We start from the raw sequence: 22,699 nt of genomic DNA on the forward strand, positions 1-22,699 counted from the left end.
CCTAAAAAAAATGAACGCCATCACCACCCAAACCGCCAAAGAAAACCTAGATAGCCTCATCGATCACCTCAATACCAACCCCGAACCCACCATCCTCGAAAACGTCGATGGCAAACAAGCCGTTTTAATGTCCCTCGCAGAATTCAACGCCTGGCAAGAAACCTTTTATCTCCTAGCTAACCCCGCCAATGCCACACGATTACTCCAATCCATCCAAGCGGCAGAAACCGGACAATTCAGCGAACACAAACTCATTAAAGTTCCGTAGGGTACGTCAGCAATCAAGATCCTGATTTTGCTCGTGATATGGAATTCGCTTAATCAGATTGTGTAGAGCTTCTAGGTGGTGTAAGGGCGAAAGATTTTTGTGCCTCCGGCAGGCTTACGCCAACGCCCCTACGCAGATCCAACGATACAACCGGATTTCATATCAATTCATCGATCTGACCCACCCTACACCCAAAAACCACCCTCAACCTCTAAACATCATGGCAACCCTCACCCTCGAAATCCCCGACGACCTCCTCGCCCGACTCACACCCATCCAAGATCAACTCCCCCACCTCCTCCAACAATGCCTAGAACCCTCCCAACTCACCGCCCAAATTTATCGCCACATCCTCGACTTCCTGATCAGCCAACCCACCCCTGAAGAAATCGCCAACTTCCGCCCCACCCCCGCCATGCAAAACCGCCTCACCTACCTCCTCGAACGCAACAACAATCAAACCCTCACCCCCCAAGAACACCAAGAACTCAACGAATACGAAAAAATCGAACACCTCATCATCCTCCTCAAATCCGGCAACCTCCCCTATCTCATTCCCAACCATCCATCGTGACCTATTTATCTGATTCCCTACGCCGCCAAGTAGCAGAGCGTGCTGAATTTCGTTGTGAATATTGTCTTTTACCCAATCAACTCAGTTTCTATCCCCATGAAATCGATCATATTATTGCCCGTAAACACGGTGGAACAAACATCCTCGATAACCTTGCCTATACTTGCTGGCGTTGTAATCGTCATAAAGGCAGCGATCTAGGTTCTTTTGATCCTGAAACCAAAAAATTTAGTTTTTTATACAACCCTCGAACACAAAACTGGCAAAATCATTTTGAAGAAGATCAGTTTACAATCAAAGGAAAAACCCCCGAAGGGCGCACCACTGCCCACCTGCTTAAATTCAACACTGATCAACGGATCACCGAACGCAAACGCATGAACATATCCTAAAATTTCCCACCCTGAATTTTACATGGTTACACTCCAACTCCGACAAATTAACGTTCCTCCCGGTCAACATCTCCTCATTCAAGAGGTCAACTGGCTAGAATTTGAAGCCATTTTGCAAGAACTGGGCGAAAAACGCGCCAGCCGGATTGCCTATAGCGATGGAACCTGCGAAATCAGAATGCCATTACCCCAACATGAACGCCAAAAATCCATCATCAGCGACCTGATTAAAATCCTCCTCGAAGAACTCCAAATCGATTGCGAATGCTTTGGTTCAACCACCTTCAAACGCCAAGAAATGAACTACGGCATCGAACCCGATGAATGCTTCTATATCCAAAATCACCAAACCATGATCGGCAAAGACCGCCTCGATCTCGCCATCGATCCCCCCCCCGATCTGGCGATCGAAATCGACATCACCTCCAAAACCCAAATCGCCGCCTACATCCGTCTCGGTGTTCCCGAACTTTGGGTCTATAGCAACGGCCAACTTCAGATTTATGTCCTAGAATCAGGACAATACCAGCAGACCCCCCTTAGCCCCACATTCCCCGATCTCCCGATTTTGCCCTGGGTGGCAGAAGTCCTAGAGCAGAGTGGGACGATGGGACGTAGCCCCGCCCTCCGGGCATTGCGGCAAAAAATCCGCGCCACCCTTGAAGTTTAAAGATTTTGAGATGATATGCCATGAGTCAAGCGATCGCCGCCTCAGAAGTCACCCTTCGCCTCCTCAAAGAGAGCCTCCACCTCCAAGCCGCCCCCGATCAACAGTTCTTCAGCGAATGGCAACAAAACACCCCACCCCTCAGCGACCTTGAACAACAGTCCCTCGATCGCGTCAAACTGAACTTTCTCGACCTCCTCGAAGATCCGCCGGTTTTAGAAAACAGCGTTAAACTGGTGATACTCGCTCCACTCCTGGATCTCGCGGGCTTTTATCGCCGTCCCTTTCGCATCACCACTGAAACCAGCACCAACCTAGAATTGGTAGATGCTGGCATGACCATCAGGGGGCGCATTGATGTTTTAGTCGTGAATGGCCTGCTCTGGCTGGTGGTCATCGAGTCCAAACGCAGCGATTTTGCCGTTGTCCGCGCCTTGCCCCAAACCCTCGCCTACTTATTGGCCAACCCGAACCCCCCACAGCCCACCTTCGGCTTGATCACCAACGGTACAGAATACCTGTTCTTAAAAGCCAGCCGCACCCCTAGCCCCCAATACGCCACATCCCGCCTTTTCTCCCTATTCAATCCTGGTAACGAACTTTATCCCGTTCTCGCCATCCTGAAACAAATTACCCCAGAGCGATCGCTCTGAACCGCTTTTTTCCATCAACATCTCACGAAGTTCTCCACAATTGAAGCCTACACCCCATGTTTAAAGCTCTCCATCTTCAAAACTTTAAGTCTTGGCAGGACACGGGAACCATTAACCTTGCCCCCATCACGGCTTTTTTTGGCAATAATAGCTCCGGAAAATCCACGATTCTCCAATTTTTACTCCTACTGAAACAAACCATCGAATCGAGCGATCGCCACAGAGTTCTTCATACCGGAGACCAGCGCAGCTACGTTAACCTCGGCACATTTCACAACATTGCCCATAATCACACCATCGCCAATCCTATCGAATTTAGCCTCACTTGGGAACTTCCCCAAGCCCTAGAAATTCTCGATCCTCAAGGCAAGGATATTCTTTTCAACATCAAAACCCTTGAATTTCACTCAAAAATTCAACTTCAACCGGATCAAGTCTGCGTCGATTACTTTCGCTATTGCTTCACCAGTAACACCGAAGCAATAAGTTTCGGACTGCAACGAAAAGCCCATCAATATCAACTTCAAGCCACGGGCTATCAACCCAAACGAGTCAAAGGAAGACCCTGGGAATTGCCCAATCCGATCAAAAACTACGGATTTCCTGACCAAGCCAGCGGCTACTTTCAAAATACCGGCTTCCTCTCTGATTTTTCCCTGGCCTATGAAAATGCTTTTCAACAAACCTACTATCTTGGCCCCCTACGGGAATACCCCCAACGCCTCTATGCTTGGGCCGGCGAAAAACCCCAAGATGTCGGGCAACGGGGCGAATTAGCCATCTCTGCCCTTCTGGCATCTCGTCAATTGCCTAAAATTAAACAGGGTAAAGGCAAAAAGGCGATCGCCCTCGAAGCCTATATTGCTCAATGGTTAAAAAAATTGGGACTGATCGAAACCTTTAAAGTCCAACCCATTGGGGAAAACCGCCAAGAATACGAGGTTAAAGTACAGCAAACTCCCCATTCTCCTGAAGTCTTCATCACTGACGTTGGTTTTGGCTTGTCCCAAATTTTGCCCGTTCTTGTCCTCTGCTATTACGCCCCCCCAGGCTCAACAATCATTTTAGAACAGCCTGAAATTCATCTGCATCCCTCCGTTCAAGCTGGCCTCGCTGATGTTTTCGTTGATGCGATTAAAACTCGCCAGATCCAAATTATTGTTGAGAGCCATAGTGAACACCTCCTGAGAAGACTCCAACGCCGCATCGCTGAAGCCGAAGAAGGTTTAAACCCCCAAGATATTCAGCTTTACTTTTGTACATCTAACCCCGATGGACAATCAACCATGACTCCCTTAGCTATCGATTCCTTTGGCAATATTGCCAACTGGCCAGAACAATTCTTTGGTGACGAAATGGGCGATTTAATCGCCATGACTGAAGCGGCAATGAAACGACAGATGGGGGAGCGACTCGAAACCCATGCTTAAAGTGATCATTGATACCAATGTCTTAATTGCCGCCAATGGCCGGGATTGTCCCCAGGTTACACCTCAATGCCAATGGTCTGCTGTGAAGTATTTACGCCACATTCAACAGCAGGGCCAGATCGTCATTGATGGACAATGGCTGATTCTACGGGAGTATCAACATAAAGTGAACCCCCAAGGGCAACCCGGCGTTGGTGATGCTTTTTTGAAATGGATACTCACGAACCTGGCTAATCCTCATCGTTGCCAACAGGTGAACATCACCCCCGAAAATGGCAGTTTTCGCGAATTTCCAGAGCAACCTGATTTGCAACATTTTGATCCCTCAGATCGAAAATTTGTGGCGATCGCCCTACAATGTTCAGCAAATCCACCGATCATCAATGCCGTTGATTCGGACTGGCTCGAATTTTATCAACCCCTTACCCAATTGGGGATTACAATTAAATTCATTTGTCCTGATATCCTGGCTTCACCTGTGATCACTGTCAATAATCAATCCTAACCCTTCGATGATCGCGGGACTTCACCCGAAAACACTAACGCTCACCCAAGGATCTTTATCCCATGGCCATCACCAACCACGAACGAGTCGGACGCGCCCTCAATTTACTCCGGGATGGACTCTATCCCTTCATGGAAAGGGAAATGCGCACCGTTCATGGCGATCGCTGGCTCGTCGCCGCCTCCGCCGCCCTGCCGGATCACTACGTCCGCAATAAAACCCCCCAAAAGGTACTCCAGGAAGATATTTCCTCCCTGCTGATTGTGATGTGGGATCAGTGGAACAATGTGTTTAAACGGGTGTTAGGACAATCCGAACGCAGCTTAGTCAGTGAACTGCGCAACATTCGCAACGATTGGGCCCATAAAACCACCGTCTCCACCGATGATGCCTACCGCGCCCTCGATAGCATCACCCGCCTGCTCACCGCCGTCTCCGCCCCCGAAGCCGACCCGGTGGAAAAGCAAAAACAGGAATTATTGCGCCTGCGCTTTGAAGAACAGGCCCGCCAACAAACCCGAAAAGCGGCGATCGCCCCCACCGAAGGCCAACCCCAAGCCGGCCTCAAACCCTGGCGGGAAATCGTCACCCCCCATCCCGATGTCGCCTCCGGCCGCTTCCAACAGGCAGAATTTGCCGCCGACCTTTGGCAGGTCTACCTCGATGAAGGCTCCGACGAATACCGCGACCCCACCGAATTCTATCGCCGCACGTTCCTCACCGAAGGACTCAAACAACTCCTCAGTAATGCCCTGATGCGCCTCAGCGGCCAAGGGGGCGATCCCGTCATCGAACTACAAACCAACTTCGGCGGCGGCAAAACCCACGCCATGCTTTCCCTTTACCATCTCTGCAATGTCATGCAGATTAGCGACCTCCCCGGCATGGAGGCCATTTTTCAAGAAACCAACATTGAGCAGCCCCCCCAAGATGTCAACGTTGCCGTGTTAGTGGGTCATAAGCTCCCCCCCAGCGGCATCCCCGCCTATCGCCCCGAACATGAGCGCCAAAACCGCCCCCTGATCAAAACCCTCTGGGGGGAATTGGCTTGGCAATTGGGGGGAGCCGAAGGCTATGAACTGGTGCGTTTAGCCGATGAAACCGGCACAAACCCCGGTGATACCCTCACCCAACTGTTTAACCGCTTTTCCCCCTGTTTAATTTTGATTGATGAATGGGTGGCCTATGCCCGGCAATTGCATGATGAAAATGATTTACTAGCAGGAGATTTTGATACCCAATTTACCTTTGCCCAAACCCTCAGCGAATCGGCCAAAAATGCCAAAAATACACTCCTCGTCGTCAGTGTTCCCGCCTCGGATATTGAAGTGGGGGGAGAGCGGGGTAAAATCGCCTTAGATCGGTTGAAAAATGCGATCGGTCGCATTGAATCCCCCTGGCGACCCGCCAGCGCCGAAGAAAGTTTTGAAATTGTGCGGCGGCGACTCTTTGAAACCAAAACCGATCCCAGCTTCTATGTCGATCGTGATGCCGTGATCCGCAGTTTCCGAGAACTCTACCGCAACCAAAAAGCCGAATTTCCCAGCGAATGCAGTGAAGCCGACTATGAGCGGCGCATGAAAGCCGCCTATCCCATCCACCCGGAACTGTTCGATCGCCTCTATTCCGATTGGTCAAGTTTAGATAAATTTCAACGCACTCGGGGGGTCTTGCGCCTCATGGCCAAAGTGATCCATTGTTTATGGGTGCGTGATGACCGGGGCCTGATGATCATGCCCGCCCAAATCCCCATTGATGATAGCCAGGTGCAATCGGAATTAACCCGCTATCTCGAAGATCAATGGTTGCCCGTCATTGAAAAAGATGTAGATGGCCCCAACTCCTTACCCTTCAAAACCGATGGCGATAATCCCAACCTTGGCCGCTATTCCGCCTGTCGTCGCGTCACCCGCACCATCTACATGGGATCCGCCCCCACGCTCCGGGCCGCCAATCGCGGCCTCGATGATAAACAGATTAAATTAGGTTGCGTCCAACCCGGGGAAACCGTCGCCACCTTTGCCGATGCCCTACGCCGCCTCACCGACCAAGCCACCTACCTCTACATCGACGGCAATCGCTATTGGATCTCAACGCAACCCAACGTTAACCGCACCGCCCAAGAAAGGGCCAGCCAAATCCGCGAAGAAGAGTATCGGGTTTGGGAGGAATTAATTAAACGGTTGAAACAGGATAAAAATCGAGGCGAATTTACTGCGATTCATCTTGCGCCGGAAAGCTCCGCTGATATTCCCGACGATCCGAATAGTGGCGTTCGCTTGGTAGTATTGCATCCCCAATTAACCCATCGTAAAAGAACCACCGAGAGCCAAGCCCACCGCTGGATTGAAGAGGCCTTAAACCAGCGCGGCAATGGCCCCCGCTACCATAAAAATACGCTCATCTTCCTTGCCCCGGATCAGACAGATATCGAGAATCTGCGCCAATATGTTGCCCAATATTTAGCTTGGGATTCGATCATTGAGGATAAAGAAATCCTCAATCTTGATAATTTTCAAAACCAGCAAGCTAAAACCAAGCATAGTCAATGTGATCAAGATGTGGATAAAATCTTGATCCAAGCCTATAAATGGTTGATCACCCCCGATCAACCCCATCCCCAAGATCCCATTGATTTCATGGAAATTTCTCTATCGGGTTCTGAATCGCCCATTGAGCAGGCCAGCCGTCGAACCTGCGGGGATCAGAATTTACTGACGGAATTTGCTGCGCCAATCCTCAAGATGGAAGCCCTCACGCCCTACGTTTGGCCCAATGGCAACCATATTGATCTTAAACAGCTTTGGGGCTATTTCACCCAATATGTTTATTTACCGCGCCTTAAAAATGCCAATGTGCTTTTAGAAGGGATCAAAAATGGGGTCAATTCAACAGATTGGTCTAACTATTTTGCCTATGCAACGGGGTTTGATGCGGCGAAAAATCGCTATCTAGGCTTAACGGTGGGTAGCATCATTGAGCCTAAAATTGATAGCCATAGCTTGATCGTCAATCCAGAAATTGCCCAAGCCCAACTGGATGCCGACAAACCGACCCCTCCTGTTTCACAACCAGAACCGCCGTCACTAGATCCAACAGGAAAAAATGGGAAGGGTACAAAGGTGATCACTCCCCTCCCACCACCACCGCTGCCCCCACAACCCCAAGCCAAACGCTTCTTTGGTACCATCGACCTCGATCCGATCCGCCTCAACCGCGATGTTGAGCAGATCGCCAAAGAAATCGTCCAACACCTCACCAAACTCCAAGACGCAAACGTTAAAGTCAGCCTGGAAATTTCCGCCGACATCCCCCAAGATGTCCCCGACGACATCACCCGCACCGTCCTCGAAAACTGCCGCACCCTGGGATTTAAATCTCAAGGTTTTGAGGATCAATAAAGCCCCGTTTTCCGTAGGCGCAAGCCAACTTAACGTTGGGAGTACCGCCCCCCCTTGGGTTTCAAACCCAAGGCTCATCGCGAAAGTGGGCTAGAGCTTACTCCGCTTGGGGGAACCGATGCAGGGGGAAATCAGCACCACCGAGGAAACACGGCCCTATACTGGGGAAAATTTCCTGATCTCCCATGAAAGCCTTGCGTGTGGCCTGGTTAGTTCCCTCCATTGAATTGGGGGCCTACTGGCAGCCGGTCTTAGCCCATTTTAGTCAAACCATCCCCGCTGCTGTCTTCTATACCGGCGGAGTTTATCCCAGCTATGATCCCCAACAACCCGGCGCAGCCTTGATTGAAATCGTCGGCCGGATGCAGTTCGTTGAAACCCAACGGGTAAAAACTGGCTACGATCGCGGCCTGATCATTCTTTCCCCCGCCGTCATTCCCCGCCTGTTGCGGTTTAAACCCGATGTGGTCTATCCCCAAGCCTTTTCCCTGTGGACGCTGCTGGTGATTCTGTTTAAACCCCTCGGCCGCTGGCGGGTGGTGATTATCCATGATGGCAGTTCCCCCAATACCGATTTTGGCCCGAGCAATTGGCGCACCGTGATCCGGCGGTGGATGATGGCGGGGGTGGATGGCGTGTTGGCCAATACGGCGATCGGCCAACGGTATTTAACCGAAGTCCTCCACTATCCAGCGCACAAGATCCTCAAACGCATCTACCTTGTCCCCGATCGCACCGCCCTCGCCCGTTCCGCCCAACCGATCCCCCCCCCTGGCCCTGGCCCCATCTTCCTCTACGTCGGCCGCATCACCGAACGCAAGGGGCTGCGATCGCTCCTTGAAGCCTGTATTCTGCTCAAATCTCAAGGCTTCACCACCTACACCCTCTGGATTATCGGCACAGGGGAACAGCGCGGGGAGTTAGAAGCCCGCATTGCTCAAGGGGGCATTGGTGAGCAAGTCCGTTGGCAGGGATGGGTGGATTATGACCAATTGGCGGGCTATTTTGAAGCGGCGGATGTGTTTGTCTTTCCCACCTATGAAGATGTGTGGGGCATGGTGGTTTCCGAGGCGATGGTCTTTGGCAAGCCCGTGATCTGCTCCCAAGGGGCGGCGGCCTGTGAGTTAATCGAGCCGGAGGGCAATGGTTTTGTGATTGACCCCCATGATCCTTTAGCAATTGCCCAAGCCTTAGCCTATTTTTTGAACCATCCCGAACGCATTGCACCCATGGGGGAGCGATCGCGCCAAATCATCGCCCACCACACCCCCGAAACCGCCGCCCAAGCCTTTATTGACATGACCCACAGGATTTTAGAAAAACCATGAAACTATTACTTTCTGCCTTTGCCTGTGAGCCGGGGTTAGGCTCCGAAGAAGGGGTCGGTTGGAATATGGCCGTTGAGGCGGCGCGGGAGCATCAGGTTTGGGTGTTAACGCGGGGGTTTTGTGCGGGAACCATTGAACCCTATGTAGCGAAAAATCCGATCCCCAATTTGCAGTTTATCTATTTTGAACCCTTCGGTTGGAGTGAGGATTGGAAGGGGCGACAGGGGTTGCTGATTGTGCATTATTACCTTTGGCAAATTTGGGCCTATTTTGTGGCCCGAAAATGGCATCAAAAAATTCAATTTGATCTGGCTCGCCATGTCACCTATGTACGCTATTGGAATCCTAGTTTTTTGGCATTATTACCAATCCCTTTTATCTGGGGGCCGGTGGGGGGTGGGGAATCGGCTCCGGCTCCCTTTTGGCGGGATTTTAATTTCCGGGGCAAGGTCTATGAGGCGATGCGGGATACAGCCCGCTGGTTGGGGGAGCATGATCCCTTTGTGGGGTTAACGGCGCGACGGGCGGCGATCGCCCTGGCCAGTACGGAGCAAACGGCGGTGAAGTTGCGCCGCTTGGGGGCAAAACGGGTAGAGGTGACGACGGCGATCGCCCTCTCCACAGCGGAAATCGACACCCTCGCCCAGGCTCCCCCACCCCCACCCGGCCCGATGCGCTTTCTCTCCGTCGGTCGCCTCATCCATTGGAAGGGGTTGCACCTTTCCCTCCAAGCCTTTGCAGCGGCCAACATCCCCACGGCGGAATATTGGATCATCGGGGATGGAGTGGAGCGATCGCGTTTAGAGCAATTAGCCCAAACCTTAGGGATAGGGCAGCGGGTGCGGTTTTGGGGATTATTGCCCCGTGGGGAAGTGTTGGCAAAAATGGGAGAATGTCACGCTTTAATCCATCCCAGTTTGCACGAATCGGGGGGGTTTGTCTGTGCAGAAATGATGGCAGCAGGGCGGCCCGTAATTTGCTTAAATTGGGGCGGCCCTGGGGTACAAGTCACGCCAGAAACCGGGATACTCATTGAAGCCCACAATCCCCCCCAAGTGATTGAAGATCTCGCCATCGCCCTAGAGCAGGTGGCCAAAGCTCCCGATCATTGGGGTGAAGCGGGTTATGAGCGGGTGCGATCGCACTTTTCCTGGGAAACCAAAGGCCAATATTTCAATCAGCTTTATGGGCAATTAATATGCTTCCATGGTAGGGGAGCATCCCAGTTTGGATAATTTACCCCTCATCCCCCCGCCCCTTCTCCCACAAGGGGCGTAGGCTTGCTTCTTGATCTGATCTTGGGCGGCTGAGATTAAGCGTTTTGCCAGCGATCGCCATTGTAATCGTAAATTTCCCGCAAAATCTTCGGCACATCATAGGCCATCTGCCATTGGGGATAATCCGCTGCAAACTTACTGTTATCACTAATCCACCAAATATGATCCCCAATGCGATTAGTTTCAGAATAGGTAGTTTGCATTTCTCGTCCCGTAATTTCCTGGCACAATTGCACCGCTTCCAACATCGAGCAATTACTCTGACGACCGCCGCCGGTATTGTACACCCGCGCCACCAAAGGAGCCTTAAAAAATTCGTAAAATGCCTGAATTAAATCCGCACTATGAATATTATCCCGCACCTGTTTTCCCTTGTAACCAAAAATAGTGTAGGGCGTACCCGTTGCAGCACATTTCATTAAATAGGCAAGAAAACCATGTAATTGTGTGCCGGAATGGTTCGGGCCAGTGAGGCAACCGCCGCGAAAACAGGCGGTGGGAATGCCGAAATAACGGCCGTATTCCTGCACCAACACATCCGCCGCCACCTTAGAAGCCCCAAACAGGCTATGGGTGGTGTGGTCGATGGACATATCTTCACGGATACCCCCGTGGTAGCTGTGACTGGGGTCAATTTCCCAGCGGGTTTCTAATTCCACCAAGGGGAGGCGGTTGGGGGTGTCGCCGTAGACTTTGTTTGTGGAGGTAAAAATAAAGGGAGATTCTGGACAATGGAGGCGAGTGGCTTCTAGGAGGTTGAGCGTCCCATTGGCGTTGACAGTAAAATCCATGTGGGGATCACGGGCGGCCCAATCATGGGAGGGTTGGGCAGCGGTGTGGATGATCAGTTTAATATTGTGGCCATATTGGGCAAAGAGGTTTTCAATGGCGGCGCGATCGCGAATATCTAAACTGTGATGGCGATAACTGGCCCCCAATTCCTGCTCTAACCGTTGGCGGTTCCAAGTGGTGGAAGCTTCTTCACCGAAAAAAACCTGACGCATATCATTATCAATCCCAACAATTTCTAAACCCTGATGGGCAAAAAAGCGGGTCGCTTCTGAACCAATTAAGCCAGCGGAACCAGTAATAATTGCAACGGCCATGATTAAATTCCTTAAGATTAACGGCAGAGGGTTTGGGATTGACCGTTTATTTTAACGGCACTTTGGGTGCGGGCGGTGGGATTATAGCGCAGATAATCCGCCAACCAATGGCAACCCTGGCCGATGAGATCATCCAAATCCACCGACCACAGCACCACCGAACCATCCGCCCCTGCGGTAGCAATGCGCGAACCATCCCGATCCCACACCACCCCCATCAATTGCCCCTGATCCCCTTCCCATTCCTGCAATAACTCGCCGTCACGACTCCACAACTGAAGACGGTGATCCCAGGTGGTGGCAGCAAACAAATCCCCATGGGGGCTAAGGCTGAGGTGGGTGATGCTATCGGTGGGACTGGTGACGGTTTTAATCCCTTCCCCCTGGCCATTCCAAAGGCGAATTTGATTGCTGTAATCGGTGGAAATTAAACCGCTATGGGGGTTATGGGGGGAAGGCCGATGGCCTAGAACCTGGGGTAAAAAACGGACGGCTAAGACCCAATTTTCATGGCCCTTGAGGATTTGGGGGGTTATCAGTGAATCGGCTTTAGCTTTGAGCATGGCTGTCCAGGGCCAAAGGTAGATGTGATGATCATCGCTACCGGCGGCAAGCCAGCGGCCATCGGGACTAAAATCGACGGTGTTCAATCGCTCCGCTGCATCATGGAAAGGGGTTAGTGCCTGCCCTGAAGCAGTCCAGAGCCGGAGCGTGCCATCGCGCCCTGTTGAAGCGAACCATTGCCCTGTGGGATGCCAGGCTAAGGCCGTGAGGCGATCGCCATGGCCCCCCAAAACCCCCAAGGATTCCCCCCACCGATCCCACAACCGCACCCGCTGATCCCAACTGCCGGTGGCTAAAATCTCCCCATCGGGGGAAAAGGCCAGGGCCGTAACCGCATCCCCATGGCCGATCAGGCGATGAACAAGTTTACCCTGCCGATTCCACAACCGCGTTATCCCATCAGCCCCCGCCGCCGCCACCCGGCCATCGGCGGCCAGGGCCACCGCCTGGATCCCCCCAGTGGATAGATCATCCCGCAACCGGGGACGGACTAAGGGTTCCACCTGCCAAAGGCGGATCGTGGTGTCATAACTGGAGGTGGCGAGGGTGCGGCCATCGGGGCTAAATCGCAAACTCGTCACGCCATCGCGATGGCCCGGCAGGGTTTGGCGTAACTGGATGGCTTCCGGGGTGGGGGCTAAATCCCACAGTTTGACGGTTTGGTCATTGCTGGCGGTGGCCAGGGTGCGGCTATCGGGGCTGAACTGCACCGCAAACACCCAACTGCTATGGCCCTCCAAAGTTTTTAACAAATTCCCCGCTCGATCCCAAAGTTTGACGGTGTGATCATCGCTAGCCGTGGCGATCATCGCCCCATCGGGACTAAATACGCCATAGGATGCTGCTTTTTCATGGCCCTGCCAACGACGAATCAAAGCACCCTGAACATCCCACAAACTGATCTGACCCTGACGATCCACCGCTAACACCTCCTCTCCCGTAGGACTGAGGGCTACCCAGCGGACGGCATCGCCATGGAATAAGTTCAGGATGGGTTGCGGTGTGAGATCTCTGTTACTCTCTGGTCTGGCCTCACTTCCCTGTTCCCCTAGATCCCACAATGTAACCCTGCCATCGCTGGCAGCGGTGGCGAGGCGGTTTTGATCGAGGCTGAGGCTGTAGAGTTGGCTGGGGCTGGCTTGCCATTGGCGGCGGAGGCTGCTGCGAAAGCCTTGGGCAGTCTTCTGGAGTTCCCATTGATAAACTCGGCCATCCCAACTACTGGCGATGAGGCGATAGCGGTTGGCTCCCGTCCTTTGGAGAGCGAGGCTGGTGATGCTGTCGGTGGGGCCGGTGAGGGTGTGGTGGAGTTGGCCATTGGGGAGCCAGATTTTAACGGTGCGATCGCGCCCCCCACTGGCTAAAAATTGCCCATCGGGACTATAAACCACATCCCACACCACATCACTATGACCCTGGAGTTGGTTGCGCTCCTGTACCTGATGAATGACCCGATCCAAGGATGTGATCACGCGCAATTGCACAGGGGCTTCAACGGGGGGCATGGTTGCATAGGGCAGGGGATCGGCGTTTTGACGGAGGGCGGCTAAATGGTGGGCGGCTTGGAGGGCGGTGAGCAGGGCATTAAACCCCATGCCGGAGGCGAGTTGGGCTTCGGCGGTGGTGCTGAGGGTGAGGAGTTCGGCATTGTTGAGGGCGGCTTCCGCCTGTTGCCGTTGGCGGTTGATTTGCCAGGTGCCAACGGCAAGGAGAGTTGCGAGGATCGTCATCACCCCCCCGATGAGCCAGGCCTGCCACCGTTGACGGGTGAGGTTGAGGAGTTGGTGGTGATGTTTGTCCCGTTCGGCGGCGATCGCCCGCTGGAGGCGATCGCGATATTGGGCGCGAATCGTCGGCACAAGGTAATCATGCACCAACTGATAGCGGTCTTCAGGATCTTCAGGGAAGCGAAACAGGAGCCGAGATCCCACCAAAATTTCTAAAATCAATGTGAGTTCCGCCTTACCGCTTTGGGGTTTGGCCTCTTGGAGAAAATGACAGAGTTCGCTTTCGGTTTTGAGGGGGCGGGTATTGTTGTCGAGGGTGAGGGTAAAGAGGACTTGCCAGACGGCGTTTTCATTTTCGGGGCCACAGTCGGCGATGATTGTAGCGAGCGATCGCCCCACTAAAGCCGTTTTCGGACTCTCCCCCAATTGGCGATATTGCGCCAAGGTGGTGATTTGATCCGCCTGCAATTGCGCCCCCAATAGATGCAATTCCAATGGCCGCACCGTCCCCCCCTTAGCGGCTAAATCGGCAATAAAGGCGGCGCGTAAATTGGCGGCCATGGGAAATTGTGATTCTCCTGCGGAGACGCTTCGCGAACGCCGCGTTAACTGAATAATCACCTCCTCCGCTTCAGCGGGGGTGAGATCCCGCAGGGGATAGCGCACCTGGCGACTGAGAATATTGTGATCAATGGCATCAAGATCAACAGATCGCTCAATGGCGAGGAGGTAATGGAGATAATCCTCCCGCAGCGATAACACCACTTTGACAAAGGGCAACCGCAACAAATCCCGCAACAGTTGATAAAACTGCTGCTGTGCTGAACCATCGGCACAGAAAAAGAAAAAATCCTCAAACTGATCAAAAATCAACACCGTGAGTAACCGATGTTCACCATTCCAACGGAGATGCTCTAAAAAACTTTGCGGATCAACAACAGGATGCTCTAACGGCATCGCCATTTCCAAGGCAGCATAGAGATGCTGATCCCAAGGGCGGTACTGGGTTTGTAACACCGGCACGACTTCCCTTGCGCCGATGATTTGGTGGGCCAGTTGGGGGATGAGGTGACGCAACAGGCTGGTTTTTCCCACGCCAGATGCCCCATGGAGAACCGTTAACTTACAATCATTGCGGCTGAGGCGTTCAATCCATTGGGCGATCGCCACTTCCCGACCCGCCACCAATTCCGGCGCATATTGGGGTAAATCGGGGGTGAGGGGCGTAGGAATCACACCATGAAAAGCACGGCGACCGCTCACCTGTTCGAGCAAATGCTGTTCCTGTTTGAGATTAAAAGCCCGTTTATACTGCCGCTGATGACGATGGAGCGATCGCAACTGTTGGAGAATTTGAATATGCACCGCCTCCCGTTGTAACCCAATCATCGATGGGGCTAAAGACCATTGGGCAATCAGTTCCCCCCGGGCCTGCTCTAGCGTGGCAATGGCGATCGCCTCCCCTTGGGCCGTCCATTGACTTTGGGCCACCATTGCCGCCAACCAAGCCCGGATCAGGGGATTCACTATTGGAGGATTGAGGATTGAGGATTGAGGATTGAGATCTCCTTTTCTCACTTCTCTTTGCTCTCTGCTCTTCCCCACAGCATCGTCAGCAAGCAGGAGTAAGGCCCGCTGTCCTTGGGCAATGGCTCGCTCTGGTTCCCCTTTAGCCTGGGCAATGTGGCCATGGAAGCCGTAGATTTGACTGCGATAGAGGGGGGTGGTTTGGATCAGGCTGAGGGTTTCGCTGTAGTTAATCAGGGATTGTAAACTGGCCCAATCCTGCTGTTGCCATAAAACATGGCCCCAATGGATCAGCAGTTGGGCCGCGAATTCTTCCCGCGATCGCAATGTGAAAATTTCCCAACTTGCCGCGAGATAGTTGCGGGTGGCCTGCCAATATTCCTCAGCTTGGGCAGGGTTTTGGGCGGCTTGGGCATTGGTACAGAGGGCAAGGTGAAAGAGAAGGAGGCCCTTTTGATCGAGGAAAGGGTTACTAAGGGTGCGGGTGGGTGGGGGGGCAATGGGGGCAGCTTTAGGACTCCAATAGCCTTGGCCTTGGCTCCACACCTCTAAACTTTGCTGATAATGGGCGATCGCCCCTCCCCAATCCCCCGCTGCATAGGCATCGCGACCGAGGATAAATTGCCAAGTGGCGGCGCTGACAGGGGTACTATGCACCGATTGTTGGGCGGCTTCTAATTCTTGGCGGAGGCGACAGCCGGGGGCTAAACCGAGGGCAACATTGGGGAGAAAGGTCGCGGCCCCGGCTTCGAGGAGGTTTTTAAACAGATGTTCGGTGGCTTCCCACCAAAAGGCGATCGCTTCGCGCAGGGAGAGTTCAAAGTGAATGGACATGGCTGCCCAGCTTTTGAAGTCGGGGGCTAATCGGGTCAGGGTTTGGAGGCTGCGATCGCTCATCCACAGCACAATCGGCACAGGCAAATCCCGCCGAAATTCATCCCGGACTTGATTCGCCCCTTCGACAAGGGCCTTCAAATCCACCACCCCCTCAAACCCCCACACCATCAGGGCGGGGGGCCGGTGTTCCCGATAGGCTTGGCGCAAAATCTGGAATAGATCCACCGCTTCCGGGGGCAAAGGCAAAGCATACCAAGGCTCCATTCCCCCCGTCGCAAATCCTGCCGATTCCCCCTGGGGTGAGCGGAGCCGAACCCCCTCTGTTTCCGCAAACCACGCCCTTAAATCCGCCACCATTTGCAGCCGCAAATCTTGATAGTTGCAACGCACCAAGATCAGGTTAAATTCTTCTTGGGCCAAGACCATGGCTCGCCCCAAGGCCAGGAGCGATCGCTGGTTGGCTGCTGTCATCGGTTCAGCGAAAGCCATGAATCATCCCGCAAATGCACCCACGTTTACGGTTGGATCATACCCCAGGAACTTCTGAGTTTTGCAGAACTCGATCCGCTAAAAATCGGGTTAAAACTGGTAGTTGAGGCTGAAATAGATCCCGTCGTCCTGGAGGTTGGTGGCGCGATCGCTCGTATTCATCAAGGGCAATGTGAAATCCACGCGGGCAGTTAAATGGGGTTGAGAAATCCACAAGAAACCCAACCCTAAACCCGCAAGGAAATGATCAGAGCGGATCTGAGCGGGATTACTGGGGTTATTCCACACTGCTCCCATGTCGAAAAAGGGCGCAACTTGAAACAGGTTTTGTCCCTCGTTACTGCGGGCGAAGGTGAAGCGATTTTCAGCAGAAAAGCGCCAACCATTATCCCCTGATCTCGCCCCTTGGCGATAGCCCCGCAGGGTTTGGCCGCCGCCAATACTAAAGGTTTCCGAACCCAGGAGATTGCTGGGGGTGAGTTGCAGATCTCCCTGGAGGATGAGGCGATTGTTGCGATCGAGTTGTTGCACCCGTACCACTTGACCCGCCCAACTGAAGAAGCGACCATCGGGAATCGGCCCATCGTTGCGGGTAATGCCCAACGCATCTATACCGAGGTTAAATTGCGATCGCCCACTAGTCATATTTTTTTTATTAGAAAAAAATTCTTAATAATTCCTGAAAATTTATTTAACGATTTAGAAATATTTATTCATAGGAAATTCGGTCAGGTAAAACCCAAGATTTTTCGGGATGAATTTGCCGTACTCCGCTCCGCCAAGAACTGAAGTTCTTGGCTCATAGCGAAAGTGGGCTGGAGCTTACTCCCAGAACCCGTTTTAACGGGTTTTTACTCTGAGGCGGGGATTTCAAGCCCCGACGGTGTGGGCAGAATCGCTACACTGTCCAAATCTTCTGCCAAGGGAGAACCCACCCCTACCCCTCCCAGGAGGGGATTCCGGAAACAGTCCCCTCCTGGTCGGGGTGGGTTCGCCTCAGCTTTCCCGCCGCAGTTTGGCCAATTGTTCCGCCGTTAAGCCGGTAGCTTTTAAGATCACGTCTTCATCAATCCCTTCCCGCAGGAGGGCAAAGGCAACGGTTTTTACCCCAATTTCAATGCCTTCCTCACGACCAATTTCAATGCCTTCCTCACGACCAATTTCAATGCCCTCTTCTTTACCTTCATCCCGTGCTGTATCCATGGAGTTTTTCAAATCCCGGTAGTATTTTAAACTATCCTCATAGGAGCGCATTTGTTCCCGACTGAACCGGGCAATTTCTGCGGTTGCAAATAGTTGCTCAAACACCTGTTCTTGCAGGGTTTTGGGGATTTCCTCCATTTCAGTTAAGTTTCGCAAAATGTATAACCATTTATCAAAACGGGTTTCTAGTTGCCCTAGGGTTTTGGTAAACTTGGGCATTTCCAAGTAGATGAATGTCAGTTTGTCGTAGAAGACTTTACAAGTATCAATATCCGTGAGTTTGACATCATAGCGATATTTTTCAGGTTCATGTTTATCATCATCAAAGACAAAATCTAGGATGGCGATCAAATAGACTGCACTGAGTTGGTAGTCCCAATCGTTTTTGGGGGCTTGGTCGCGGATGGGGAAGGTGGAATAGTAGACGGTGCGGTCTTTGAAGAACCGCTGTTTGGTTTTTTGTAGTTCGACGATGAACTTTTCCCCGGCTTCGTTTTCGCAATAGAGGTCGAAGATGGCTTTGCGGTCGAGGTCGGAACTGCCCAGTTGTTCGTTTTTGATGTAGTTGAGGGAAATAATTTTCCCCTGTTCATCTTTGAGGAGTTCGTTGAGGAAGTCTAGGAGCAGGTTTTTGTTGGGTTCTTCACCGAAGAGTTTTTTAAAGCCGTAGTCGGTGAAGGGGTTGAGATATTTGGTCATGGGTGGAAGTCGGTCATCAGAGGAAATCTAACAGCATCCTGCGGGTGGGGAGGGAGGGTTGTGCGCCGGATTTGGTGACGGCTAAGGCTCCGGCGGCATTGCCCCAGGCGATCGCCTCCTCCATCCTTTTTCCCTCCACCAATGCCGCAATTAATGCCCCATTAAAGGCATCCCCCGCCGCCACCGTATCCACCACTTCTACGGGTAAAGCGGGGATCAATTGCGCCCCCTCTGGCCCAGCCCACCACACCCCCTGACCCCCCAACGTAATCAATACCGTGGCAATACCCCAACCTTGGATCGCCGCCGCCGCCGCCGCCGCCGTTTCAGGATCTCGCACCGGAAAACCCACCAACTGACTCGCCTCCACTTCATTGGGCGTGAGGATGTTAATCCCGCTGCAAAGTTCTAGGGGTAGAGGCTCCGTAGCAGGAGCGGGATCAATGAGTACCGGCACTTGGGCGGCTTGGGCAAGGGCGATCGCCTCCCCCACCACCGCCATCGGAATCCCCAAATCCATCATCAACCAAGCCGCTTTGGATAGCTGTTGGCGCAAATAGGCTAACTCCGTTTCCCCGACGGTACTATTGGCCCCCGCTGCACAGGCGATCGTATTTTCCCCCGTCGCACTCACCACAATCGAAGCCACCCCAGAATTCACATCTGGATTCACCCCTAACCCCGTCGTATCTACCCCCGCCGCGTGCAGCGCCAATTGCAACGTTTCGCCAAAATCATCCCCCCCCACCTTGCCAATAAACGCCACCGGGATACCCAACCGCGCTAGGGCCACCGCTTGGTTTGCCCCCTTGCCGCCAAAGGTGGAGAAAAACTCATGGCCAATCAAGGTTTCCCCCGCCTGAGGCAGGCGCGGGGTTTTGACCACTAAATCCATATTGATGCTGCCGAGGACAAGAACGGTCATGGGAAAGGAAAAAACACTTTCCTTAAGGGTACAAGCTCCATGGGCAAGATTGCGGATCTGTTAATGGATCTGTTGGGCAGCCATCGCTCGAAAGGGTTCCGTTTCCATTAATGCCGGGTTAATGCCAAACCAACGGCCCTGGTCATCCCGGTATTCAAACACAAACATACTGCGGAGCAACAATTGATATTCCTTTTCGCCGCTGAGGTTTTGTTCCCGCAAGACCTGAAAAATCAACTTCCATTCATCCTGCTCTAAGGCTAACAGCAGATCATCTTGATAGCTGCGAATTACGGTTTCGGCACAGTCGCGGGGAATGGGGGGATCTTGGTGGCGCAGACAGGTATAGAGCAGACCTAACAGGTTGCGCACATGGCCGCCGCTGATCTGGCAAAGGCGATCCAGCGTGGAGAGTTGATCGAAAACTTCGGTCAGATGGGCGAGGCGATCGCCCGGACTCAGTTCCGGAAAGGCACGGGTCAGCAACAGTTGACGCAAAAGGGCCATGCCTTCCCCGTGGGGGCGGCCGTCCCGATGTTGGATCGGGATCATCGGTAGGATGGTCGGGGCAACCCCCCCCCCGAGGCGGTTTTTGAGGGTTTGGTAATCGTTGGAAAAAACCAGATCGAGGGGGATCGTGTAGACCATGTGACAGTTGAGGCGGCGCAGTTGGGAGCCGCGATCAATAAACAGGTGTTCAGGGAGCGATCGCGTCGGCGTGATTCGACTGGGGGAAATGCGATCAAGGTTATCGACAATCACCACTAAACCAGCTTTGCCGCGATATTTTAATTCGGCTTGGGCGCGGTCGAGGATTTCCGTATTAATCGCCCGCAATAACCCTTCCGTGCGGGGTTCTAGGGACTGTTTCAGTTGCTCCCGCAGCTTGGGGTTATCCTTCGTTTTCGCCGTAATGCGGGCAATGCCCACGGATAATTCTGCTTCGGCAGTAATATCAATGGCATTTTGTAACAGGGATTTCACATCTTCCAATAAGGCGGTAAAACTGCCCGGTTTAAAATGAATATCTTCGGCTTCAAGGCTTTCACTCACCGAGCGAGCAATGGCGAGCAAAATATCACTGACACTCACATCCGCCATATCTAAATCCCGACTGGATTCAAAATAGATCACATGAAAATCTTGGGCCTCTAAACCCGCTTTAAGACGGAGAAGTTCCGTAGATTTACCACAACCAATATGGCCGCTAAACAGTTGGCAGGTGGGATCTTCGGGGGATAGGCGGGTGATCGTTCGCTCTAATGCTTCCACCACTTTGCCCCCCCGCACCGCTGCAAAATCAATGTAATAGCGGCGATCGCTGGCATTACTGAGGTTTAAGGTTTTACTGGGATTACAGGCTTTGAAAAATTGATGAAGATGCATGAAACGATTCCCTGAAATAGATGCAAAGAAGAGCAACCGAAGCCGGTGCAATCGAAGGGGGATAGGTGCGCGATGGTCTCCGACCGGGCTTTGCCCATCGCGGATCGACTCGATCCCCATTAATAGTGGATGCTGAAAATGGGCGATCGCTGCTCCCGATTGGGATGCCCTACCCGTAACAGAATGGTTTAGGGGCGATTAAACAAAGATGGAAATGTGATGCTGTGATCCAGGGTTAGAGTGTATCGGCTTTTGGTGGATCTGGGGCCATTGGTCTATCCCCTAGGCGGGGGTGTGGGCAGAATTGAGTCAAGTTGGGCTAAGATTGCCGAATAATGGCCCTTGCCTTGGGGGCTTCGTTTTGGCCTGAGCTAGGCAATGGTCAAAAGCCTGCGCTGTCTAACCACACCCTGAGCAAATTCACGATGGCAACGCTCACCTCTACCACTTCTCAGGATTTAAAACTGCGCCGCCACCGCTTAAAACGACGGCGGCAACTGCGAATTTTGCAAACCCTGTGGCGATCGCTCCTCCTCTCTGCCATGGCCGGGGGGACGCTCTGGCTCGTCACCCGCCCCAATTGGGTAATTAGTGATCCCCAACAAATTACCGTCTTGGGCAATGAATATTTATCCACAGCATCGGTGCGATCGCTCGTCCCCCTCGATTACCCCCAACCCCTCCTGGAGATTCAACCCCAGGTGCTCCGACAGGCTATCGAAGCCCAATCCCCCATTACCCAGGCGATCGTCACCCGCCGTTTATTGCCCCCCGGCCTGACCATTGAAGTGCAAGAGCGGCGACCCGTGGCCCTGGTCAAACCGGGATCTAAAACCTCCATTCATGGGTTTAAACCCGATGGTGAGGGTCTTGTGGATGATCAAGGGTTTTGGCTCCCCTATAGTAGCTATACTGATTTAGCAGAGATGCCCGAATTACCGACCTTAACCGTCATCGGGTTATCGGATCACAGTCGGGAGGATTGGCCAGCAATTTACAGTCATCTGGCGCGATCGGCCACGGAAATTTTTGAAATTGATTTCCAAACCCCCAGTAACATCATCCTCAACACCGAATTAGGCAATGTCCACCTCGGCACCTATCACCCCCGCCGCTTTGAACAGCAAATGCAGGTATTGGCGGAAATGCGCACCCTCCCCACCCACATCCAACCCAGCAACATCGACTACATCGATCTCCAAAGCACTGAAGCCCCCGCCATTCAACTGCGCTAACCCCTCAAGGCGGATGGCTCGAACCTGCTGCGGTTGGGGTCATCCGCCTTTGTCTAGATCCCATGCCCTACAAACCCCCGTTTCAAATTACCCCCGCCATTGTTCACCGCATTAGCCAGATTGCGACGCTTCTTGGCGAAGTCCAGCAATCCCCCCTCGTCACATCTCCCCAACTCCGCAAACAAAACCGGATTCGCACGATCCAAGGCACATTGGCGATCGAAGGAAATACCCTCACCGTTGCCCAAATTACCGCCATCCTAGAGGTTGACACTCCCCGCGCTGAAGCGACGGGGATTCTTGGTTCAAAGACCGGACTTAACTGAGCAGGATTGCTCCAACCCAGCCAGAGGCCCAATCTCCCCAAGCGTATAACTTCCCGTGTGCCCCACGGTAGTTAGTCCCAGGCGCAGGATGTTGATGGCAGCATTCACATCTCGGTCAGCCTCATAGCCGCAATGGGGACAGTGATGGGTTCTGACTGAGAGTGCCTTCTGGACTCGTTT

19 protein-coding genes are annotated in these 22,699 nt (G+C 52.9%); 12 read left to right on the plus strand and 7 right to left on the minus strand.

Translation table 11 applies throughout. The features are described 5' to 3' along the window. The first annotated feature begins 10 nt into the window (after positions 1 to 10). From VB712_RS14780 to VB712_RS14825, 10 genes are all read left to right on the plus strand, one after another. On the plus strand, positions 11 to 268 hold the full coding sequence (locus VB712_RS14780) for a type II toxin-antitoxin system Phd/YefM family antitoxin (protein ID WP_323256029.1): 258 nt from the start codon (positions 11 to 13) through the stop codon (positions 266 to 268). A gap of 220 nt (positions 269 to 488) precedes the next feature. Further along, positions 489 to 842 (plus strand): hypothetical protein, encoded by a 354-nt coding sequence (locus tag VB712_RS14785; protein WP_323256031.1) that lies wholly within the window; start codon positions 489 to 491, stop codon positions 840 to 842. Then, positions 839 to 1,234, plus strand: a complete 396-nt coding sequence (locus VB712_RS14790; RefSeq protein ID WP_323256033.1) for an HNH endonuclease signature motif containing protein — start codon at positions 839 to 841, stop codon at positions 1,232 to 1,234. Before VB712_RS14785 ends, VB712_RS14790 begins: the two co-directional genes overlap by 4 nt. Positions 1,235 to 1,256: 22 nt before the next feature. Next, complete coding sequence (locus tag VB712_RS14795) at positions 1,257 to 1,904, plus strand: Uma2 family endonuclease (RefSeq protein WP_323256035.1); 648 nt, start codon at positions 1,257 to 1,259, stop codon at positions 1,902 to 1,904. Positions 1,905 to 1,924: 20 nt separating this feature from the next. Then, a complete protein-coding gene (locus tag VB712_RS14800; protein ID WP_323256038.1) occupies positions 1,925 to 2,554 on the plus strand; it encodes a type I restriction enzyme HsdR N-terminal domain-containing protein in 630 nt (209 codons plus the stop codon). Between the two features lie 56 nt (positions 2,555 to 2,610). Beyond that, on the plus strand, positions 2,611 to 3,984 hold the full coding sequence (locus VB712_RS14805; protein ID WP_323256040.1) for a DUF3696 domain-containing protein: 1,374 nt from the start codon (positions 2,611 to 2,613) through the stop codon (positions 3,982 to 3,984). After that, positions 3,977 to 4,489 (plus strand): hypothetical protein, encoded by a 513-nt coding sequence (locus VB712_RS14810; protein WP_323256042.1) that lies wholly within the window; start codon positions 3,977 to 3,979, stop codon positions 4,487 to 4,489. Before VB712_RS14805 ends, VB712_RS14810 begins: the two co-directional genes overlap by 8 nt. Positions 4,490 to 4,551: 62 nt before the next feature. Then, on the plus strand, positions 4,552 to 7,890 hold the full coding sequence (locus VB712_RS14815; protein ID WP_323256043.1) for a Swt1 family HEPN domain-containing protein: 3,339 nt from the start codon (positions 4,552 to 4,554) through the stop codon (positions 7,888 to 7,890). Between the two features lie 185 nt (positions 7,891 to 8,075). Beyond that, positions 8,076 to 9,218 carry a glycosyltransferase family 4 protein gene (locus VB712_RS14820; protein WP_323256045.1) on the plus strand — a complete coding sequence of 381 codons (1,143 nt, stop codon included), beginning with the start codon at positions 8,076 to 8,078 and terminating at the stop codon, positions 9,216 to 9,218. After that, positions 9,215 to 10,453 carry a glycosyltransferase gene (locus VB712_RS14825; RefSeq protein ID WP_323256047.1) on the plus strand — a complete coding sequence of 413 codons (1,239 nt, stop codon included), beginning with the start codon at positions 9,215 to 9,217 and terminating at the stop codon, positions 10,451 to 10,453. The genes VB712_RS14820 and VB712_RS14825 overlap by 4 nt, the downstream gene beginning before the upstream one ends. Before the next feature lie 77 nt (positions 10,454 to 10,530). Here the strand turns inward: VB712_RS14825 and VB712_RS14830 are convergent, their stop codons facing one another. From VB712_RS14830 to VB712_RS14855, 6 genes are all read right to left on the minus strand, one after another. After that, on the minus strand, positions 10,531 to 11,601 hold the full coding sequence (locus VB712_RS14830) for an NAD-dependent epimerase/dehydratase family protein (protein WP_323256049.1): 1,071 nt from the start codon (positions 11,599 to 11,601) through the stop codon (positions 10,531 to 10,533). A gap of 17 nt (positions 11,602 to 11,618) precedes the next feature. Next, complete coding sequence (locus VB712_RS14835) at positions 11,619 to 16,745, minus strand: WD40 domain-containing protein (RefSeq protein ID WP_323256051.1); 5,127 nt, start codon at positions 16,743 to 16,745, stop codon at positions 11,619 to 11,621. A gap of 90 nt (positions 16,746 to 16,835) precedes the next feature. After that, positions 16,836 to 17,390 carry a ShlB/FhaC/HecB family hemolysin secretion/activation protein gene (locus tag VB712_RS14840; RefSeq protein ID WP_323256053.1) on the minus strand — a complete coding sequence of 185 codons (555 nt, stop codon included), beginning with the start codon at positions 17,388 to 17,390 and terminating at the stop codon, positions 16,836 to 16,838. 351 nt (positions 17,391 to 17,741) lie between these two features. Beyond that, positions 17,742 to 18,647, minus strand: a complete 906-nt coding sequence (locus VB712_RS14845; RefSeq protein WP_323256054.1) for an Rpn family recombination-promoting nuclease/putative transposase — start codon at positions 18,645 to 18,647, stop codon at positions 17,742 to 17,744. A gap of 16 nt (positions 18,648 to 18,663) precedes the next feature. Continuing rightward, complete coding sequence (gene rbsK / locus VB712_RS14850; protein ID WP_323256056.1) at positions 18,664 to 19,572, minus strand: ribokinase; 909 nt, start codon at positions 19,570 to 19,572, stop codon at positions 18,664 to 18,666. 60 nt (positions 19,573 to 19,632) lie between these two features. After that, positions 19,633 to 20,958 carry a P-loop NTPase fold protein gene (locus VB712_RS14855; protein WP_323256058.1) on the minus strand — a complete coding sequence of 442 codons (1,326 nt, stop codon included), beginning with the start codon at positions 20,956 to 20,958 and terminating at the stop codon, positions 19,633 to 19,635. Positions 20,959 to 21,383: 425 nt separating this feature from the next. On the opposite strand from VB712_RS14855, the gene VB712_RS14860 reads away from it, so the two are divergent. Beyond that, positions 21,384 to 22,193 carry a cell division protein FtsQ/DivIB gene (locus VB712_RS14860; protein WP_323256060.1) on the plus strand — a complete coding sequence of 270 codons (810 nt, stop codon included), beginning with the start codon at positions 21,384 to 21,386 and terminating at the stop codon, positions 22,191 to 22,193. A 62-nt stretch (positions 22,194 to 22,255) separates the two neighbouring features. Next, on the plus strand, positions 22,256 to 22,519 hold the full coding sequence (locus VB712_RS14865) for a hypothetical protein (RefSeq protein WP_323256062.1): 264 nt from the start codon (positions 22,256 to 22,258) through the stop codon (positions 22,517 to 22,519). Here VB712_RS14865 and VB712_RS14870 read toward each other — a convergent pair. Further along, positions 22,499 to 22,699, minus strand: a 201-nt coding sequence (locus VB712_RS14870) for a zinc ribbon domain-containing protein (protein ID WP_323256064.1), incomplete at its 5' end; no start/stop codon positions are given. The two genes, VB712_RS14865 and VB712_RS14870, sit on opposite strands and share 21 nt — an antisense overlap.

Origin of the sequence: Spirulina sp. CCNP1310 (assembly GCF_034932185.1) — a bacterium.
Classification (GTDB): Bacteria; Cyanobacteriota; Cyanobacteriia; order Cyanobacteriales; family Spirulinaceae; genus Spirulina.

Bases quoted from the DNA above. Each gene is read 5' to 3' on its own strand.
- VB712_RS14780 (WP_323256029.1), top strand. From the start codon at position 11: ATGAACGCCATCACCACCCAAACCGCCAAAGAAAACCTAGATAGCCTC.
- VB712_RS14785 (WP_323256031.1), top strand. From the start codon at position 489: ATGGCAACCCTCACCCTCGAAATCCCCGACGACCTCCTCGCCCGACTC.
- VB712_RS14795 (WP_323256035.1), top strand. From the start codon at position 1,257: ATGGTTACACTCCAACTCCGACAAATTAACGTTCCTCCCGGTCAACAT.
- VB712_RS14800 (WP_323256038.1), top strand. From the start codon at position 1,925: ATGAGTCAAGCGATCGCCGCCTCAGAAGTCACCCTTCGCCTCCTCAAA.
- VB712_RS14805 (WP_323256040.1), top strand. From the start codon at position 2,611: ATGTTTAAAGCTCTCCATCTTCAAAACTTTAAGTCTTGGCAGGACACG.
- VB712_RS14810 (WP_323256042.1), top strand. From the start codon at position 3,977: ATGCTTAAAGTGATCATTGATACCAATGTCTTAATTGCCGCCAATGGC.
- VB712_RS14815 (WP_323256043.1), top strand. From the start codon at position 4,552: ATGGCCATCACCAACCACGAACGAGTCGGACGCGCCCTCAATTTACTC.
- VB712_RS14820 (WP_323256045.1), top strand. From the start codon at position 8,076: ATGAAAGCCTTGCGTGTGGCCTGGTTAGTTCCCTCCATTGAATTGGGG.
- VB712_RS14825 (WP_323256047.1), top strand. From the start codon at position 9,215: ATGAAACTATTACTTTCTGCCTTTGCCTGTGAGCCGGGGTTAGGCTCC.
- VB712_RS14830 (WP_323256049.1), bottom strand. From the start codon at position 11,601: ATGGCCGTTGCAATTATTACTGGTTCCGCTGGCTTAATTGGTTCAGAA.
- VB712_RS14835 (WP_323256051.1), bottom strand. From the start codon at position 16,745: ATGGCTTTCGCTGAACCGATGACAGCAGCCAACCAGCGATCGCTCCTG.
- VB712_RS14840 (WP_323256053.1), bottom strand. From the start codon at position 17,390: ATGACTAGTGGGCGATCGCAATTTAACCTCGGTATAGATGCGTTGGGC.
- VB712_RS14845 (WP_323256054.1), bottom strand. From the start codon at position 18,647: ATGACCAAATATCTCAACCCCTTCACCGACTACGGCTTTAAAAAACTC.
- rbsK (WP_323256056.1), bottom strand. From the start codon at position 19,572: ATGACCGTTCTTGTCCTCGGCAGCATCAATATGGATTTAGTGGTCAAA.
- VB712_RS14855 (WP_323256058.1), bottom strand. From the start codon at position 20,958: ATGCATCTTCATCAATTTTTCAAAGCCTGTAATCCCAGTAAAACCTTA.
- VB712_RS14860 (WP_323256060.1), top strand. From the start codon at position 21,384: ATGGCAACGCTCACCTCTACCACTTCTCAGGATTTAAAACTGCGCCGC.
- VB712_RS14865 (WP_323256062.1), top strand. From the start codon at position 22,256: ATGCCCTACAAACCCCCGTTTCAAATTACCCCCGCCATTGTTCACCGC.